Genomic DNA, 16,590 nt, shown 5'->3' on the forward strand with positions numbered 1-16,590 from the left:
AAAATTAGAACTTCTTTAACATTTTTTATTAATAGGAACTTAATCTTCGTTTTCAGCAAAAACCTGTCCTAAATTCTCACTATAAGTGTTTACTAATGATACGCCTTTTTGTAAGATTAAGCTATTTGGGTAGGTTAAAATTTCTCCATTATTTCTTCTTAGATGTAGATGAAAAGCACGTATATCTTCAATTATAAAAACCTCTTCACCATTTTTATCAGTGCTTTGTATTTCTTTATCGTATACTCTAATAGTATTACCAATTTTAAAAGGATATGAAAAGAAAATAATAACACCAGCGGTGATATTACTAAGTATAGACCACTGTGCAAATAACGCAACACCAATTACAGCAAATACAGAGGCTAAAAGAGCTCCTATTTCTTTAAAGTTAACACTCCAAATTAAAGTAAAAACACCAATACTTATTATAGTAAGAGCAATGGAAATATATTTAACAATTAAATTTGTTCTTACTTTATTGAAATCTCCAAGTTTACCTACTTTTCGAACTGCTTTAGTAAAAATAAATTTTAGTACTAAAACAACAAAAATTGTAATTAACGAACTAAGTAATTCTTCTTTGTAGTGTAAAAAAAAAGCATCCATAAATTATAACCCTAAACTATCGCGCAAAAATAAGTCACTATTCTTATTTTGTTGCCAATATGGTGTTAGAATTAACTTATTTTTAATAGCAGTTGTCGTCATAGATTTGGTGCTAGAACCATGACCACTAAGGTATGTTTCTCTCCAGCCTTCAATAATGTGTGGAAAAGCAGTAGAAAAATCAATTTCTAATGTTCTTTCTAACTCTGGATAATCTAAAATGTATGTTTGTATTAAGTCACTTTTAGCTTCTAATTTAGCAGTAGCAGTGTATTCTTTTAATTCTTTGTGAGTTTGTCTGAGAAACTCTAAAGAAGGAATAATTTCAATAGTACCTGAAGGTAAATTATTAGGATTTATTCTAATTTTATTCCAAATTTCATTTTCTAAATATGTTTTATTTAATTCAAATTTTTGATCTGCTTCGCTTTCAAAATAGGAGTGTGATTCTATCTCAAATTTTTCTCTATTATTTAATTGAGCATAAATATGCCCACACCATTCTTGAGCTGAAAAAGATAGCTTTGTTGCATGGCTATCATCATGTACGGGGTAAAAAGTACTCGTCATTATCGAATAGGGATAAATGCCTGTAATATAGTTTTTAACAGTATTTAGTTTAAGTACGGGAATATTATCTGCATTATTACCATCTGCTTTTACTTGTTTATTTGCTAGAAAAGGCTCTGTTACATATATTAAAACAGAGCTTCCAGGTCTAATTTCACCATATCTCACTTGTTTTAATGTATAAGATGTAATTTCGGCATTACCTGAATACCAATATTTTTTAAATTCTTTAGGTAGTTCTTTCTTTTCAACGTCAATTGGTAAAGTTGTGTTTTCTACAAGAATTTTTTCTTTTTGTTTTTCATTGTTTTTACATGACTGGGTAGTTATGATAAAACCAATAAAAAAAACAAGTACAAACTTAAATTTCAATCCCTTCTTCATTTTTGTTTTTCTTTTTTCTAAAAATAAAGCAATAAACTTAATTAACCATAGTCATTAACATTTTATGAACTAAATGGGTAGGTAAACCAACCACATTAGCATGAGATCCTTTAATTTCTTCAATAGCAATTAATCCAATCCATTCTTGAATACCATAACCACCAGCTTTATCAAACGGTTTGTAGGTTTCGATATAGTAATTGATTTCTGAATCAGTTAATTTTTTAAATTTAACATGAGTAGTGCTATTAAGCACTTTTTGAGAAGAAAAAGAGGTGAAACATACAGATGTAATAACCTCGTGCCAATCATCAGAAAGCGTTTTAAGCATTTTAAATGCTTCTGCGTTATCTGCGGGTTTGGCTAAAGAAGTTTCATTGTGCCAAACTACTGTATCAGATGTTATAACAACATCGTTTTTATCAATATTACCTTTGAAATTAGCAGCTTTTAAAATAGCTAAGTAGTCAGATATTTCACTAGCTTTTAAATGTTCAGGATAAACTTCATCAACAGGTCTGACATCTATTTTAACATCAACATCTAGGTCTTCAAAAAATTGTTTTCTTCTAGGCGATCCTGAAGCTAAAATAATATTGATTTTTTTTAATTTTTCTGTCCACATAAGTTATGCATTATCAGCCTCAAAATTTTTATACCAGTCACCGCGTACTTTTAGCACTTGTTCAATAACATCCCTAACGCAACCTTTTCCTCCTTTTTTATGCGAAATATATTGACTAACAGCTTTAACCTCTGGTACGGCATCTTGCGGACATGTAGGTAAGCCTATTAATTTCATTGGTGGAATATCAGGTAAATCATCACCCATATATAGTACATTCTCAGGTTTTAGATTGTACTTTTTCAAATATTCCTTTATAGGTTCAGTTTTGAGATGAGCACCCAAATAAATATCAGTAACACCAAGGTTTATCATACGTTCTCTAACACCTTCATTTGTTCCACCAGAAATAATACATACATTGTAACCTTTATTTAAAGCTGTTTTAAGTGCAAAACCATCTTTAATATTCATTTTTCTTAACATTTCTCCAGTACTGGTAATCATAATACTACCATCTGTAAATACTCCATCAACATCAAAAACAAATGTGGTAATATTACTTAAAAACTCTTTATAACTTTTTTCCATACTTTTTTTGAATTGATTCGCTTAGTAGTTTGTATATTTTTTGTTGATTTCTAGATTTTAATTGTCCTAAATGTCTTTGCATAGTTTCAATATCGTCTCGTTTTGCGGGTCCCGTTTGTGCATCAAGAGGGGAGAGCCCTTCAATTTTTAAAGCTGTTTCTTTAATTAATGGTTTTAAAATATCAAAAGGAACGTTATTAATATCACAAATATCGTTACCAATTGCGTACATGTAATTTGTAAAGTTATTTACAAAAACAGCTGCTAAATGCAAGTGTTTACGTTGTTCAGATGTTATATTATAAACAGTGTCTGAAATAACTTCAGCAATGCTTGATAAGGTTTTTAAATTCGCACTTTTTTCTGCTTCTATACAAATAGGGATGTTTTTAAAATTTACTTTTTTCCCTTTTGTAAAAGTTTGCAGTGGGTAAAATACTCCAATGTTATTACTTAATAAAGCAGTCATAGCTACACTGCCAGAAGTGTGAACGACTAAACCTTTTAGAGGCTTTAGTTTTTTAGATACTTCAGGTATCGCATCATCACTAACAGCAACAATATAAATATCAGCTTCTTTTATTTGGTTAGTTAGTAAACGAGTATCAACTTTATCAGAAAAATAAGAAAGTGATTCTTGACTTCTTCCAACTACTTGTATAACATGTGTAGCATCATATAAAGAAAAAGTATCGAATAAATGTGTTGCGATATTCCCCGTGCCGATAAGTACAATTGAAACCATACTCAAAAGTACAAATTTTAAAAAACAGGATTCATTTATTTCTAAATAATCTAGTGATAAATTAATAGATTTCAAAGTAACAGAGATTTGAAAATATAAGAAATAATTAACATTCTTAAAATTCCTTTTTACTGTTAATGGTTTCGTAATAGCAACAAAAGGGCTTATTTTTGCGTACCGAAATTCAAATGGTTAATTATCCATGATAGCACTTCTTAAAAAGTTTTTCTTTTCTACACGATTAATGTCTGTTTTGTTTATTGTTTTTGCAGTTTCTATGGGAATAGGAACTTTTATAGAAAGCTTATACAGTACCGATACAGCTCGAATTTATATTTATAATACTACATGGTTCGAAGCAATAATGGTATTTTTTGTTATCAATTTTATTGGTAATATGTTTAGGTACAAATTGTTAAGACTAGAGAAGTGGGCAGTTCTGTTTTTACACCTTTCATGGATTTTAATAATCATAGGAGCTTTTGTTACTCGATATATAAGTTTTGAGGGTATGATGCCTATTAGAGAAGGAGCTACTGAAAATGTTTTTTATTCAGATATAACATATTTAAACGTAAATGTAGACGGAGATAGAGGAGGAGAACGAGCAAGAAAACCCCTAGAAGAAGCTATTATTGTTACTTCAGAAGGGATGAAATCTAGCTTACCTTGGAAAATGGATTTTAACGGTCAGCCTTTTAAAATATCATTTGTTGAATTTATTGAAGGAGCCGAAAAAGGGTTGATACCTGATGAAAATGGAAACGAATATCTGAAAATAGTAGAAGCAGGTGATGGTGAACGACATGATCATTATATAGAAAAAGGCAAAGTTTCTAGCATACATAATGTATTATTTGCATTAAATAAACCTACGGAAGGGGCTATAAATATTATAGTAACGGATAGTACGTATCAAATAAAATCACCATTTGAAGGTGATTTTATGAGAATGGCAGATCAATTTAAAGGAGTAGTAATTAAAGATAGTTTGCAGACTTTATTACTACGTTCGCTATATAATACAGCAGGTATGCAATTTGTTATTCCTGATCCTATCATAAAAGGGTCTTATGGTGTTGTTAAAGTTGATGAAGATAAGGTTGATGAAAAAACTAGAGACGCTTTAGTTTTAGAAATAGAATCAAACGGAGAAAAAGTACAGCAAAAAATATTGGGTGGTAAAGGATCTGCGGAGTATACTGATAAAATTACGTTGGCAGGTTTAGACTTTACTTTACGTTATGGCTCTAAAGTACATGAGTTACCATTCGGAATAAAATTAAACGATTTTGTTGCTGAAAAATATCCTGGAACAGAGCGTGGCTTTTCTTCATTTATGAGTAAAGTGACTATCGAAGATGAAAGGCCATTTGATTATGATATTTATATGAATCATGTGTTAGATCATAAAGGGTATCGATTTTTTCAAGCCAATTTCGATCCAGATGAAAAAGGTACGGGCCTATCTGTAAATCATGATTTTTATGGTACTTGGATAACCTATATCGGTTACTTTTTATTATACATTGGCTTAATGGGAATTATGTTTTTCGGTAAAACAAGATTTAAAGATTTAACGGCTTCTTTGGATAAATTGAATGAAAAGAAAAAGAAAATGATAACTTCTTTAGCTTTAATAATTAGTTTAAGTTTTGGTTTAAATGCACAAGACGGTCATAGTAATAATGATAGTCACGAACATAATGCTGGTCCAACTACGAGTCAAGTAGATTCTATTTTAGCATCTACAGTAGTAATAAAAGAACATGCTGTAAACTTCGGAAAACTTATTATACAAGATGAAGGTGGGCGAATGAAGCCAATTAACACTTATTCGTCAGAATTATTAAGAAAGCTAAGTTTTAAATCAAAATACGAAGATTTAAATTCAGATCAGGTATTGTTGTCAATGATGCTAAACCCTGCTGTATGGTATAATACTGAGTTTATAGCGTTAGATAAAAAAGGTCAGAATGATAGTATTCGAAAAATAATAGGTGTTGAGAGTGGTCAGAAATATGTAAAAGCTACTGACTTTTTTAATGAAAAAGGGGTGTCAAAATTTGATCCATTTTTGCAAGATGCATTTTCTACAACAAACCCAAATAAATTTCAGAAAGATATAAAAGATACTTATTTAAGATTGGGTCTTTTAAATAGAGCATTAGGTGGTGAAATAATCAAGATTTTCCCATTATTAGATGATGAAAATAATAAATGGATTTCAGCTGTAGAGTATCGCTCAGAAAAATATCAAGTGAATGATTCTTTGTATTCCAACTTTATAACAAACGCAGTTCCTTTTTATTTAATGACTTTAAGAAAGGCTGTTAAAACAGGAGATTATACACAAGCAGATAAATTATTAGATGCTTTTAAGCAAAATCAGAAAAACCACGGATCAGAAGTTTTACCATCTGACAATAAAATTGATGCTGAAGTATTTTATAATAAAATAGATATTTTTAATAGACTTTATAAAATGTATGCTTTAGTAGGTTTACTAATGTTTTTTCTACTGATTTTTCAAATATTTAAAGATAGAAAAGGACTTCGCATAAGCGTAAAAACATTTAAAGTTCTAGTTTGGGTGTTATTTGTACTGCACACTTTAGGCTTAATTTTACGATGGTATATATCAGGCCATGCACCTTGGAGTGATGCTTATGAGAGTATATTGTATGTTGCTTGGGCAACAATGGGTATAGGTTTAGCATTTAGTAGTCGAAGTAATTTAACTATTGCAGCAACTGCTTTTGTAACCTCTATGCTTTTATGGATAGCTCATGGTAACTGGGTAGATCCGGCAGTAGCAAATTTGCAACCAGTATTAGATAGCTATTGGTTAATGATACACGTATCTGTAATTGTAGGTAGTTACGGGCCATTAACTGTGGGAATGATTTTGGGTCTTGTTTCATTAATTTTAATGTTACTAACCAACGAAAAAAATAAAGAGAAAATGGAGCTTAATATAAAAGAGCTTACCATTGTTAATGAACTAGCACTAACAGCAGGTTTAGTAATGTTAACCATCGGAAACTTTTTAGGAGGCCAATGGGCAAACGAAAGTTGGGGCCGTTATTGGGGATGGGATCCAAAAGAAACTTGGGCTTTAATTTCTATTATGGTGTATGCATTTGTTATTCACATGCGTTTGGTACCAGGCTTACGAGGTAAATGGATATTTAACTTTTTAAGTGTAGCGGCATTTGCAAGTATTATGATGACTTATTTTGGAGTTAACTTTTACCTTGCTGGGTTACATAGTTATGCAAGCGGAGCTCAAGTAATTACACCTTCATTTGTGTATTATTCAGTTTTTGGAGTTATTGTTTTAGGAGCTTTAAGCTTTTGGAAATATAAAGTGTACTATTCAAAAAAGTAGCTTGTTATACGTTTCATTTTTCTTATTTTTAGTTTATAAGAGAAATTAAATTTGATTTAGATGGAGAATAAAAAACAAGGACTCAATACAATTTGTACTCATTACGGAGAATTGAAAGACACCGAATTTAAAGGTGCTGTATCACCACTTTATATGAGTACATCTTACGCGTTTGATGATGTAGAGGTAAAGAGATATCCTCGTTATTTTAACACTCCAAATCAGGTAGCTCTTTCAAAAAAAATAGCAGCGTTAGAACACACTGAAGCAGCACTGATTTTTGGTAGTGGCATGGCTGCAATAAGTAATTCATTAATGGCCTTTTTAAAAGCTGGAGACCATATTGTTTTACAAAAAACATTATATGGTGGTACTTATAATTTAGTATCTGAAGAATTTGAAAAATTTGGTATAGAATTTTCCTTTACAGATGGACTGAATTCAGAAGATTTTGAAGCTAAAATTAAAGAAAACACTAAAGTTATTTATGTAGAAACACCTTCAAACCCGTTATTAACGATAACAGACTTGAAAGCTATTACAGCACTAGCAAAAAAGTACAATCTAGTTACTATGATAGATAATACGTTTGCTAGTCCAGTAAATCAAAACCCGATAGATTTTGGAATAGATATAGTTATACATAGTGCAACAAAATATATGGGAGGTCATTCCGATATATTAGCAGGAGCAGTCGCTTCCACTGAAAAAAATATAGAACGAATCTTTCAATTAGGAAAAAATTTTGGTGGTAATTTAAGTGATTATACTGTTTGGTTATTAGAGCGTAGTATTAAAACTATGGGAATTCGTGTAAAAGCACAGAACGAAAATGCACAGAAAATGGCAGAATATTTGTATGAAAATACAGATGTAGAAGCTGTTTACTACCCCGGTTTGCCTAGTCACCCAGATCATGAATTAGCAAAATTACAAATGAAAGGTTTTGGAGGAATGCTTTCTTTTGAGTTGAATTCAAAAATGGATTCATATAAATTTCAACAAGATTTACAATTGGTAAAATCATCTATGAGTCTTGCTGGAGTAGAAAGCACAATTCTATCACCAACTAAAACTTCTCACGGACTTTTAAGTCCTGAAGAAAGAGAAAATCAAGGAATAAAAGATGGTCTTATTCGTTTTTCTTTAGGGATTGAAGAAATAGAAGATTTAATAGCGGATATAGCACAAGCGATTGCAAAACAAAAGTAAGTTTACATAACAAGTTTCGACTAAACTGTACCTTTAAATTATAATTATGAAATTAGATATACTTGCTTTTGGAGCACACCCAGATGATGTTGAATTAGGAGCAGGAGCTACCGTAGCAAAAGAAATAGCTAACGGAAAAAAAGTAGGTATTATAGATTTAACTAGGGGAGAACTAGGTACAAGAGGTAGCGCAGAAATTAGAGATAATGAAGCGGCTTTAGCGGCAAAAATTTTGGGAGTATCAATAAGAGAAAACTTGAAGTTTGCAGATGGTTTTTTTACTAATGATAAAGAACACCAATTAACGGTAATTAAAATGATTAGAAAATATCAACCTTCAATAGTTTTGTGTAATGCTATTGATGACCGCCACATCGATCATGGTAAAGGTAGTAAGTTGGTAAGTGATGCTTGTTTTTTAAGCGGGTTAATTAAAATTGAAACAAAAGACGAAAATAATGAAGCGCAAAAGCCTTGGCGGCCAAAGCATGTTTATCATTATATTCAATGGAAAAATATCGAACCAGATTTTGTATTAGATGTTACGGGTTTTGTAGAAAAAAAGAAAAATGCTATAATGGCATATTCATCGCAGTTTTTTGACCCAAAAAGTAATGAGCCAGAAACACCTATAAGTAGTAAGAATTTTACAGACAGTGTAGATTATAGAGCAAGAGATTTGGGTAGATTAATAGGTGTAGAGCATGCAGAAGGTTTTACAGTAGAGCGTTTTGTAGCTGTAGATAAATTAGATGATCTGATTTAATTTTTTGGAATAGTAAAATAAAAAGTACTTCCTTCGCCTAAAATCGTTTCAGCACTCAACGTGCCTTTATTGTGTTCAATCATTTGCTTACATAATTTTAAACCAATACCTGTTCCTTTTTCATTTGCAGTACCGTAAGTGGTAATATATTTTTTATCTGAAGAGAATATTTTATTTTTAATATCATCAGTCATACCAACACCATTATCAGTTATAGTTACTTTATAAAAATCATTATCTTCAATAATATTGATGGTGATTTTCCCTTTTGAATTTGTAAATTTTATAGCATTGTGTAATAGGTTTCTAATAATTATTTTAAACTGATTTTTATCACAATTTATTACGATACTATCAGGAGCTAAATTTTCAACAGAGATATTTTTTTTAGTAATGTTTTCTTTTAAAGAAGTAATGGTTTCTTGTATTTCTTCTCTTAAGTTAAAATTTACAGGAACATGTATAAAACCTTTCATTTGAGATTTACTCCATGATAATAGATTACTTAGGCTAAATGACATAGCATCAACATCATTATATAGTTTTGGTGTAAATCTTAAAAAATCATTAGAATCTATATCTCCATTTTTTAGAAGTAACAATAAGCTTTTGAGTCCATTTATTGGAGATTTTAAATCATGACTTATAATTGAAAAGATTTTATCTTGTGTTTTTTTATCATTTTCAGCTTTTTCTTCAATTCTTTTAAGAGCTATCTTTTTTTCTTGAAGCAGTGCTTTAAGGCCTGTAATTGTTTTGTTTTTTTTATAGATAATGATTGTTGCTACAATCAATAATAATAATAAAGCAAAGGCATTTAAAGCCATATAGTATTACTTAAGTAATGTTTAGTTTGATGTTAAAATATGCTCTTTTTAACTAGATTCATAATTATTTTCAATTTGTATTACTTCTATTACATGTTTTTATTATTTGTACTACTTGAGTATGCGATTTTTGAGAAATTCTTAAAAGAAATAGTAGTTTTAAGTTTTTTTTTAATCGCTAATTACATGGAATAATCATTTGTTTTATTTATTAATTGGAAGTCTGAAATAAAACGAACTACCTTTATTTATTTTGCTCTCAACCCAAATTTTACCGTTATTATTCTCAACCATTTCTTTACATAAAGGAAGGCCTAAACCGGTACCTTTTTCATTAGCGGTACCATAGGTGGTAACCAAAATATTATCAAATGAAAATAATCTATTTTTAACTTCCTCAGACATTCCTACACCATTATCTGTTATAACTATTTCGATGTAATTTTTTTCTTCTTTACTGCTTATAGTTATAATTCCTTTGTCGTTGGTAAACTTAATAGCATTACTCAATAAATTTCTAATTAATAAATCTATCTGATTTTTATCGGCCCAAACAATACTCTTTTCCGAAACATAATTTTTAATGTGAATGGATTTATTATAAGTTAATTCACGTAAGAAATTTTCATTATTATTTATTAATTCAAATAAATTTATATGACTTGGATTAGTTACTGAACCTGACATTTGACTTCTACCCCATGATAAGAGGTTGTTTAAGGTAAAAGAAATAGCATCAACATCGTTCTTTAATTTAGGAGTAAAATCAAAAAACTCAGCAACTGTAATTTCATTATTTTTAACTAAACCTAATACACTACCTAAAGCATTTATTGGGCCTCTTAAATCATGACCAATTATTGAAAACAACTTGTCTTTTGTAGCGTTAATGAGATTTAATTCGTTTTCTCTTTTTTCAAGAGCAGTTGTTTTAATTTGTAATTGTTTGTTAAAAGTTTTACGAGTTTTTGATTGTTTTGTTAACAAAAATATTAAAAGCCCCAGCGTAGATAATACAATTATGGCTATAATTAAAAATAGATTTTGTTTGGCTTCTTTTTTTTGATTTTCGAGAATCAGATATTCTTCTTTTTTTTCAAATTCTTTTTTAGCTTTTAAAACCTCTAAACTATTTAGGTTGTCTATTCTTGTAATAGAATCAGATAAAACTTTGTAATTTTCATGATACCTTAAGGCTTTATCAGTCAAACCATTTCCTTTATTAATTTTATATAATAACTCATAGGTTATTATTTCATCATTTAATAAATTTAATCTAGTTGTTATCTCCAAGGCTTCAAAAGCTTTTTTCTCAGCTTCAATATAGTTTTCAAGATGTAAATAAGATTCAGACATGTCATTTAACAAAACAGCCTTGTATCTATCATCATTAATAGTTTTATGTATATCTAAACTTTTAGTATACCAGAATAGAGATATTGTATAATTTTTTTGTTTATAAAAAACTAGCCCCTTTATTTGATATGCAAAAGCTAACCATTCTAAAATTTCATTTTTTTCAAAAACAGCAATACATGAGTTTATGTATTTATTAGCATTTTGTATATCGTTACTTTTTAAATATGCCTCAGCCATATTAATGTCTGTCATACTTGAAAAAACTTCATCATTAAGTAACGTATTAAATTTTTCAACTTCTTTGTGAAATTGTAAAGACAATACATAATCTTTTTGTCTAAAATATAATAGCGCAACATTTTCGTTAATTATGGAGAGTAGCTTTATATTTTTTACACTTTCTGCTAATTCTATTCCTTTTAAGTAATTTTTTAAAGCACTAGAATAATCTCCTACAGCAGCTTTTTGTAGGCCTATTAAATTTAAAACGCTAGCATGCCTATCAATTACGTTATATTTTTTAGCAAGTATTGTAGCAGTATTTAAAAGTTCTAAAGATTTGTCACCTTTACCCGAATTAAAGTAATAGTTGGCTAAACATATTAAGGCATCTATCTCTCCATTAGTATATTGTATTTCAGCACTTATTTTATGTGCTTTTTCGCCATAAAATTTTAAACTATCTAGATTGACATAATAATATTGTTTTCCAATACTATTTAAAACATCTATATATTCTGGAGTTTTATTATTCTTAATTTTTTTAAGAACGACTTTTAAGCTGTCTAATTTTTTTTCTTGAGCAAATGTAATAGTAGTAATACTTAAAAAGAGGAGTAAAGCAATGCCTTTTTTAAGGTATGATATATAGTATAAAAAACGAACCATACTTGGTTTTAAATTATTTGTTGAATCATATAAAAATAAATGATCATTTTTCAAACTTCTAATTTCTGTTGTGAAACTGCTTATTTATGTGTTGTACAACTGAAAAAATGTTTATTTAATCGAGAATCAGTTTTTATATGAAAGAAAGACCTTTCTTTTTGTGAAGTTATAAAATTACAATTTTTTTAATTTAATGATCTTAAATATTATTTAAATGATTGTTATAGAGTTTATTTAAAAAAAATGCTAATTATTTTAAAAATAACGATTATTTTATTTTGTAGATAACAACTAAAAATCTAAATTTGCAACCGCTTACAAATGGTGGTTGTAGCTCAGCTGGTTAGAGCATCGGTTTGTGGTACCGAGGGTCGCCGGTTCGAACCCGGTCTTCCACCCAAAAGTATAAAGCCTTATATTTCTATATAAGGCTTTTTTTGTGCCTTAATTTTATATAAAAAAGGGGTAATTAGTCCTAAAACTAATTACCCCCTTTTAGCTGAAGCAGTATTTTTATTTATTGGCTTTGTCTACTAACAATCTATCTTTTCTATTAGCAACTTCCCAACCTGTATAAAATACTAATCGAGTTCTGTTTTCTAAAAGATCATAGTTGATTTTATCAGGTGTATCACCAGGAGCATGATAATCTGCATGTGTACCATTAAAATAAAAAATGATAGGAATATTATTTTTCACAAAATTATAATGGTCACTTCTGTAATAAAATCTATTAGGATCATTCTCGTCATTATAAGTATAATCTAACTCTATATTCATGTACTTTTTATTTACTTCTTCTGATACATTGTGCAAATCAGTACTCAGCTTATCTGAACCAATCAAATAAATATAATTACGGTCACCATCTCTTTTTGGGTCTATTCTGCCAATCATGTCTATATTTAAATCAGCAACTGTTTGATCAAGTGGAAATATAGGGTCAAAATCAGAATAATATTGAGAACCTAATAAACCTTTTTCTTCACCAGTTACATGTAAAAAAACAATAGATCTTTTAGGACCCTTACCTTCATCAGCAGCTTTTTTAAAGGCTTCAGCGATTTCTAATAAAGCAACAGTTCCTGAGCCGTCATCATCAGCTCCGTTATTAATTTCACCATCTTTTGTAACACCAATATGATCTAAATGAGATGAAATCACTAAATATTCCTCTGGCTTCTCAGATCCTTTTAGAATAGCAACTACATTTTCAGAGTCAACGTCTTCATCAGCACTTTTTATATTAAAATCAATGGTAGTATTAATAATTTTAGGAGTATTCTCTAATGCTATATTAGGTACAATTGTATTTGCTAAATTTCCATCAATAAAAATTGTAAAGAAGTTATCTTTTTTCTCTTCTTTAATAGCCATTCTACCACTATCATTAGCTTTCATATAGTCAAAACGACTTTTAAAACGCCCAAAATTATTTTCATCAAAATAAAGAACACCTGCAGCGCCGTTATTTTTAGCGGCTTCAAAACGTTTAGTAACAGATTCAGATCTATTACTCCAAACTGATTTTTCAGTTGACCCTGTAACGCTATAAGTGCCATCAGCATTTGTAGGTTCACCTGCTTTTACAAAAACCACTTTTCCTTTTACATCAATATTTTTATAATCAGAATATGTTTCATCATCTATACCAAAACCAGCGTATATTAATTCTGAATATGTGCCATTAGCAGCAGAAAAGGTTAAGATGTTATTTCCGTTTTCGTAAGTTTCACCATTTAATATTAAAGAACCATCAGGTAATTTGCTAACTGTTAAAGGTACTTTTTGAAAATAATCACCATTTGCTTGAGCAGGAGGAATGCCTAGTTTTTTATATTGATCAGCTAAATATTCTACAGCTTTTTTTTGCCCTGGCTTACCAGTTTCTCTACCTTCAAATTCATCAGAAGCATAAATATACAAATGCTCTTTCAATTCATTTTCAGTAATAGTTTCAGCATATGGTTTAGGATCCATTTCAGAGCCGTTTTCTGTAGATTTATCACCTACAGTTTTTTGCGATGAATTACATGCCATAGCAAGTAAAGCAGCAAATAAGGTTACTTTTTTCATTTTTAATTATGTTTTAGTCATTTCAAAAATAACGAAAACTAAATACTTTTTAAGTACGATTTTGAAAATCTAAGCTTGAATAATTTATGTTGTCAGTTTATTGCAAAAATTAATGCTCTCCATAACCAACATCATCCATTTTACCTTTAAATACACGATATTGAATAATCATATAAATAATAACTAAAACTACAGCTATTGAAAACCAATAAACGCCTACAGATAGGCCATACTCATCAGCAGCTACATTATAAATAGTTAAGCTAGGGTTGATAGAGTTTGTAGAGGGTAATACTTTTGGAAATATTGATGCCACAGTAGTTGTAAGTCCGCCAAATAAAAATAAAGTAGAGAATAAAAAACCTAAGCCATCTTTTTTAAACGATCTTACTTTAAATAAGCCAAATAAACCTGTAAAAGTGATTAAAGGAAATATCCATAACCAAGGCATTTCAATAAAGTTATGAAATGGCTTTGGCTCAATTATGTGCCATGTAAATAGCGATATAATTATTAATGCGAGTAATACAAAATTAAGGTTAAAAATAACCTTTCGTAGTTTAGTGTTTAAATTAGAATTGGTTTTGAAAATAATCCAATTAGCTCCGTGAATTGTTAGAGAAACAACTCCGATTATACCAAGTAAAACTGTAAACCAATCTAATATGCCTAAATGCTCGGCTTGTGGGCTAAAAGTAGGGTTCCATAGCGGTAAAAAGAAATAATGTGGCTCTTGAGTTGATACTCCGTCGGTAACTATACCTAGATTTACTCCACGAACAATATTACCTAATGCTACGCCAAAAAATAAGGCTAGTAGTAAGCTAGATATTCCAAAAGCTTTATCCCAAACAACCTCCCACATTTTATTGTGTATTTGACCACGAAGTTCAAGCCCAATTGCTCTAAAAATAAGCAACCATAAAATCATAATTAATGGTAAATAAAAACCACTAAAAGATGATGCATAAAGTGTAGGAAAAGCGAAGAATAAAACCCCGCCAGATGCTATTAACCAAACCTCATTAGCATCCCAAAACGGACCGATAGAATTTGTAATAGCTTTTTTATCTTTCTCTGTTTTAGCAAAAAATAAATGTATAATTCCTGCTCCAAAATCATAACCATCTAAAATAACATAAACAGCTAACATGGTCATTAAAACAATATACCAAAATAGTTCCATAATTATTCTTTTATAAGTTCAGGGCCTTTATTAATTATTTTTCCTGCTAGTAATAAAAAGAGTAGCCCGAGTAAGAGATATAAAGCAACAAAACCTAATAAAGTAAATAGGGTATTACCTGCAGATACTGTTGGCGATGCACCAGCTGTTGTTCTTAATAAGTTGTAAACAAGCCATGGTTGCCTGCCTAATTCTGCAGTATACCAACCCATAGTATTTGCAATATATGGAAACGGAAGTAAAAACACCAAAGACCATAAAATCCACTTTGTAGTGTATAGTTTTTTTCTAAATAATTGCACAACTCCAAAAAATAATACTCCAATAAAAATAGTACCTAAACCAACCATAATATGATAAGCATAGTATAAGCCAGGTATATTATGTGGATGCACACTCTCATCAAATTCATTTAAACCTTTTATTTCAGCATCCCATTTTTGATAGGTTAGAAAGCTTAAAATATTAGGAACAGCAATTTTATTGTCCAATTTTTTTTCTAAAGTATTAGGTTGCCCGATTAACACAATTTCGGCACCGCCTTCTTCCGTTTCGAAAATACCTTCCATAGCTGCAAAAGTTACAGGTTGATATTTAACCACATTTTTGGCAACTAAATCTCCCGTAGGGAAAGCAACTAAAACACTTGCTACAAAGCCAAAACCGACACCAGTTTTTACAAATATTTTACCAAATTCATTGTGTTTGTTATTTAAGATATAAAAGGCGCCAATAGCAGCAACAACAAATGATGCGGTAATTAAAGAAGCTAATTGGTTGTGTAAATATGAAGGTAATAGCCAAGGATTAGAGAATAAAGCACCAAAATTAGTGAGTACAAATTTTCCGTTCTCTAAAATTTCAAAACCTACCGGATGTTGCATCCACGAATGTGTTGCGATTATTAAATAACCACTAGCCCATGATCCCAAAAAAACAAGAAACCCAGTTACAAAATGGAGCTTATGACCTAATAGTTTTTCACCAAAAATAAAGAGTCCTAAAAAAGAAGATTCTAAAAAGAAGGAAAACATCCCTTCCATGGCCAAAGTTTGACCAATGATACCACCTGTAAGCTCTGAAAATTTCGCCCAATTGGTTCCAAACTGAAACTCCATAGGAATACCTGTAACAACACCCATTGCAAAATTTAAGGCGAATATTTTCATCCAAAATTTAGCAGCATCATTATATTTTTCAATTTTGTTATATAAAAATTTTCCTTTGAAATAAACAATCAAAAGAGATAACCCCATAGTTAATTGGGGAAATAAGTAATGAAAAGTGATCGTAAACGCGAACTGCATCCTATCGTAGAAAAGCATATCTTCCATAATTCTGGACTTTTAGTGATTTGCAAAATAGTCTTGTAAAAATACGACTCAAAGGTTTAATATTAGGTAACATTAGTTACTTAAAGT

Annotated in this window: 13 protein-coding genes and 1 tRNA gene; 4 read left to right on the forward strand and 10 right to left on the reverse strand. The window is 30.0% G+C overall.

Translation table 11 applies throughout. The features are described from left to right. Positions 1-39 precede the first annotated feature (39 nt). The 5 genes from H0I23_RS04520 to H0I23_RS04540 are packed head-to-tail and all read right to left on the reverse strand — an operon-like array spanning position 40 to position 3,539. Entirely contained in the window at positions 40-609 is a 570-nt protein-coding gene (locus H0I23_RS04520; RefSeq protein ID WP_216785272.1) for a mechanosensitive ion channel domain-containing protein, read from the reverse strand. 3 nt (positions 610-612) lie between these two features. Further along, the gene (locus H0I23_RS04525; RefSeq protein ID WP_216785273.1) at positions 613-1,563 is read right to left on the reverse strand and encodes a septum formation inhibitor Maf; all 951 of its coding nucleotides are present in this window, start codon (positions 1,561-1,563) and stop codon (positions 613-615) included. 37 nt (positions 1,564-1,600) lie between these two features. Continuing rightward, entirely contained in the window at positions 1,601-2,188 is a 588-nt protein-coding gene (locus H0I23_RS04530; RefSeq protein ID WP_216785274.1) for a Maf family nucleotide pyrophosphatase, read from the reverse strand. Between the two features lie 3 nt (positions 2,189-2,191). Beyond that, the gene (locus tag H0I23_RS04535) at positions 2,192-2,719 is read right to left on the reverse strand and encodes an HAD family hydrolase (RefSeq protein ID WP_216785275.1); all 528 of its coding nucleotides are present in this window, start codon (positions 2,717-2,719) and stop codon (positions 2,192-2,194) included. Continuing rightward, positions 2,703-3,539, reverse strand: coding sequence for a Rossmann-like and DUF2520 domain-containing protein (locus H0I23_RS04540; protein WP_371736659.1), 837 nt, complete (start codon positions 3,537-3,539; stop codon positions 2,703-2,705). The genes H0I23_RS04535 and H0I23_RS04540 overlap by 17 nt, the downstream gene beginning before the upstream one ends. A gap of 127 nt (positions 3,540-3,666) precedes the next feature. Here H0I23_RS04540 and ccsA point away from each other — a divergent pair, with 127 nt between their 5' ends. From ccsA to bshB1, 3 genes are read left to right on the forward strand one after another with little or no spacing between them, the layout of a single operon-like run. Next, on the forward strand, positions 3,667-6,855 hold the full coding sequence (gene ccsA, locus H0I23_RS04545; protein WP_216785276.1) for a cytochrome c biogenesis protein CcsA: 3,189 nt from the start codon (positions 3,667-3,669) through the stop codon (positions 6,853-6,855). 60 nt (positions 6,856-6,915) lie between these two features. Beyond that, positions 6,916-8,067, forward strand: coding sequence for a PLP-dependent aspartate aminotransferase family protein (locus H0I23_RS04550; protein WP_216785277.1), 1,152 nt, complete (start codon positions 6,916-6,918; stop codon positions 8,065-8,067). A gap of 46 nt (positions 8,068-8,113) precedes the next feature. Next, positions 8,114-8,833 carry a bacillithiol biosynthesis deacetylase BshB1 gene (gene bshB1 / locus H0I23_RS04555; RefSeq protein ID WP_216785278.1) on the forward strand — a complete coding sequence of 240 codons (720 nt, stop codon included), beginning with the start codon at positions 8,114-8,116 and terminating at the stop codon, positions 8,831-8,833. Here the strand turns inward: bshB1 and H0I23_RS04560 are convergent. Together H0I23_RS04560 and H0I23_RS04565 are read right to left on the reverse strand one after the other, a co-directional pair. Then, complete coding sequence (locus H0I23_RS04560; RefSeq protein WP_216785279.1) at positions 8,830-9,660, reverse strand: sensor histidine kinase KdpD; 831 nt, start codon at positions 9,658-9,660, stop codon at positions 8,830-8,832. The genes bshB1 and H0I23_RS04560 overlap by 4 nt on opposite strands. A gap of 204 nt (positions 9,661-9,864) precedes the next feature. Further along, positions 9,865-11,961 carry a tetratricopeptide repeat-containing sensor histidine kinase gene (locus H0I23_RS04565; protein ID WP_216785280.1) on the reverse strand — a complete coding sequence of 699 codons (2,097 nt, stop codon included), beginning with the start codon at positions 11,959-11,961 and terminating at the stop codon, positions 9,865-9,867. A gap of 269 nt (positions 11,962-12,230) precedes the next feature. Between H0I23_RS04565 and H0I23_RS04570 the strand changes: the two genes are divergently transcribed. After that, a tRNA-His gene (locus tag H0I23_RS04570) sits at positions 12,231-12,306 on the forward strand. 114 nt (positions 12,307-12,420) lie between these two features. Here H0I23_RS04570 and H0I23_RS04575 read toward each other — a convergent pair. The 3 genes from H0I23_RS04575 to H0I23_RS04585 form a co-directional block, all read right to left on the reverse strand. Next, positions 12,421-13,983 (reverse strand): M28 family peptidase, encoded by a 1,563-nt coding sequence (locus tag H0I23_RS04575; RefSeq protein WP_216785281.1) that lies wholly within the window; start codon positions 13,981-13,983, stop codon positions 12,421-12,423. Positions 13,984-14,092: 109 nt separating this feature from the next. Further along, on the reverse strand, positions 14,093-15,169 hold the full coding sequence (gene cydB / locus H0I23_RS04580) for a cytochrome d ubiquinol oxidase subunit II (protein ID WP_216785282.1): 1,077 nt from the start codon (positions 15,167-15,169) through the stop codon (positions 14,093-14,095). 2 nt (positions 15,170-15,171) lie between these two features. After that, positions 15,172-16,503, reverse strand: coding sequence for a cytochrome ubiquinol oxidase subunit I (locus tag H0I23_RS04585; protein ID WP_216785283.1), 1,332 nt, complete (start codon positions 16,501-16,503; stop codon positions 15,172-15,174). Positions 16,504-16,590: the final 87 nt, after the last annotated feature.

Origin of the sequence: Cellulophaga sp. HaHaR_3_176 (assembly GCF_019021925.1) — a bacterium.
GTDB lineage: Bacteria > Bacteroidota > Bacteroidia > Flavobacteriales > Flavobacteriaceae > Cellulophaga.

Coding starts and splice junctions, on each gene's coding strand:
- bshB1 (WP_216785278.1), top strand. CDS start 8,114: ATGAAATTAGATATACTTGCTTTTGGAGCACACCCAGATGATGTTGAA.
- H0I23_RS04520 (WP_216785272.1), bottom strand. CDS start 609: ATGGATGCTTTTTTTTTACACTACAAAGAAGAATTACTTAGTTCGTTA.
- cydB (WP_216785282.1), bottom strand. CDS start 15,169: ATGGAACTATTTTGGTATATTGTTTTAATGACCATGTTAGCTGTTTAT.
- H0I23_RS04560 (WP_216785279.1), bottom strand. CDS start 9,660: ATGGCTTTAAATGCCTTTGCTTTATTATTATTATTGATTGTAGCAACA.
- H0I23_RS04550 (WP_216785277.1), top strand. CDS start 6,916: ATGGAGAATAAAAAACAAGGACTCAATACAATTTGTACTCATTACGGA.
- ccsA (WP_216785276.1), top strand. CDS start 3,667: ATGATAGCACTTCTTAAAAAGTTTTTCTTTTCTACACGATTAATGTCT.
- H0I23_RS04530 (WP_216785274.1), bottom strand. CDS start 2,188: ATGTGGACAGAAAAATTAAAAAAAATCAATATTATTTTAGCTTCAGGA.
- H0I23_RS04575 (WP_216785281.1), bottom strand. CDS start 13,983: ATGAAAAAAGTAACCTTATTTGCTGCTTTACTTGCTATGGCATGTAAT.
- H0I23_RS04525 (WP_216785273.1), bottom strand. CDS start 1,563: ATGAAGAAGGGATTGAAATTTAAGTTTGTACTTGTTTTTTTTATTGGT.
- H0I23_RS04585 (WP_216785283.1), bottom strand. CDS start 16,503: ATGGAAGATATGCTTTTCTACGATAGGATGCAGTTCGCGTTTACGATC.
- H0I23_RS04535 (WP_216785275.1), bottom strand. CDS start 2,719: ATGGAAAAAAGTTATAAAGAGTTTTTAAGTAATATTACCACATTTGTT.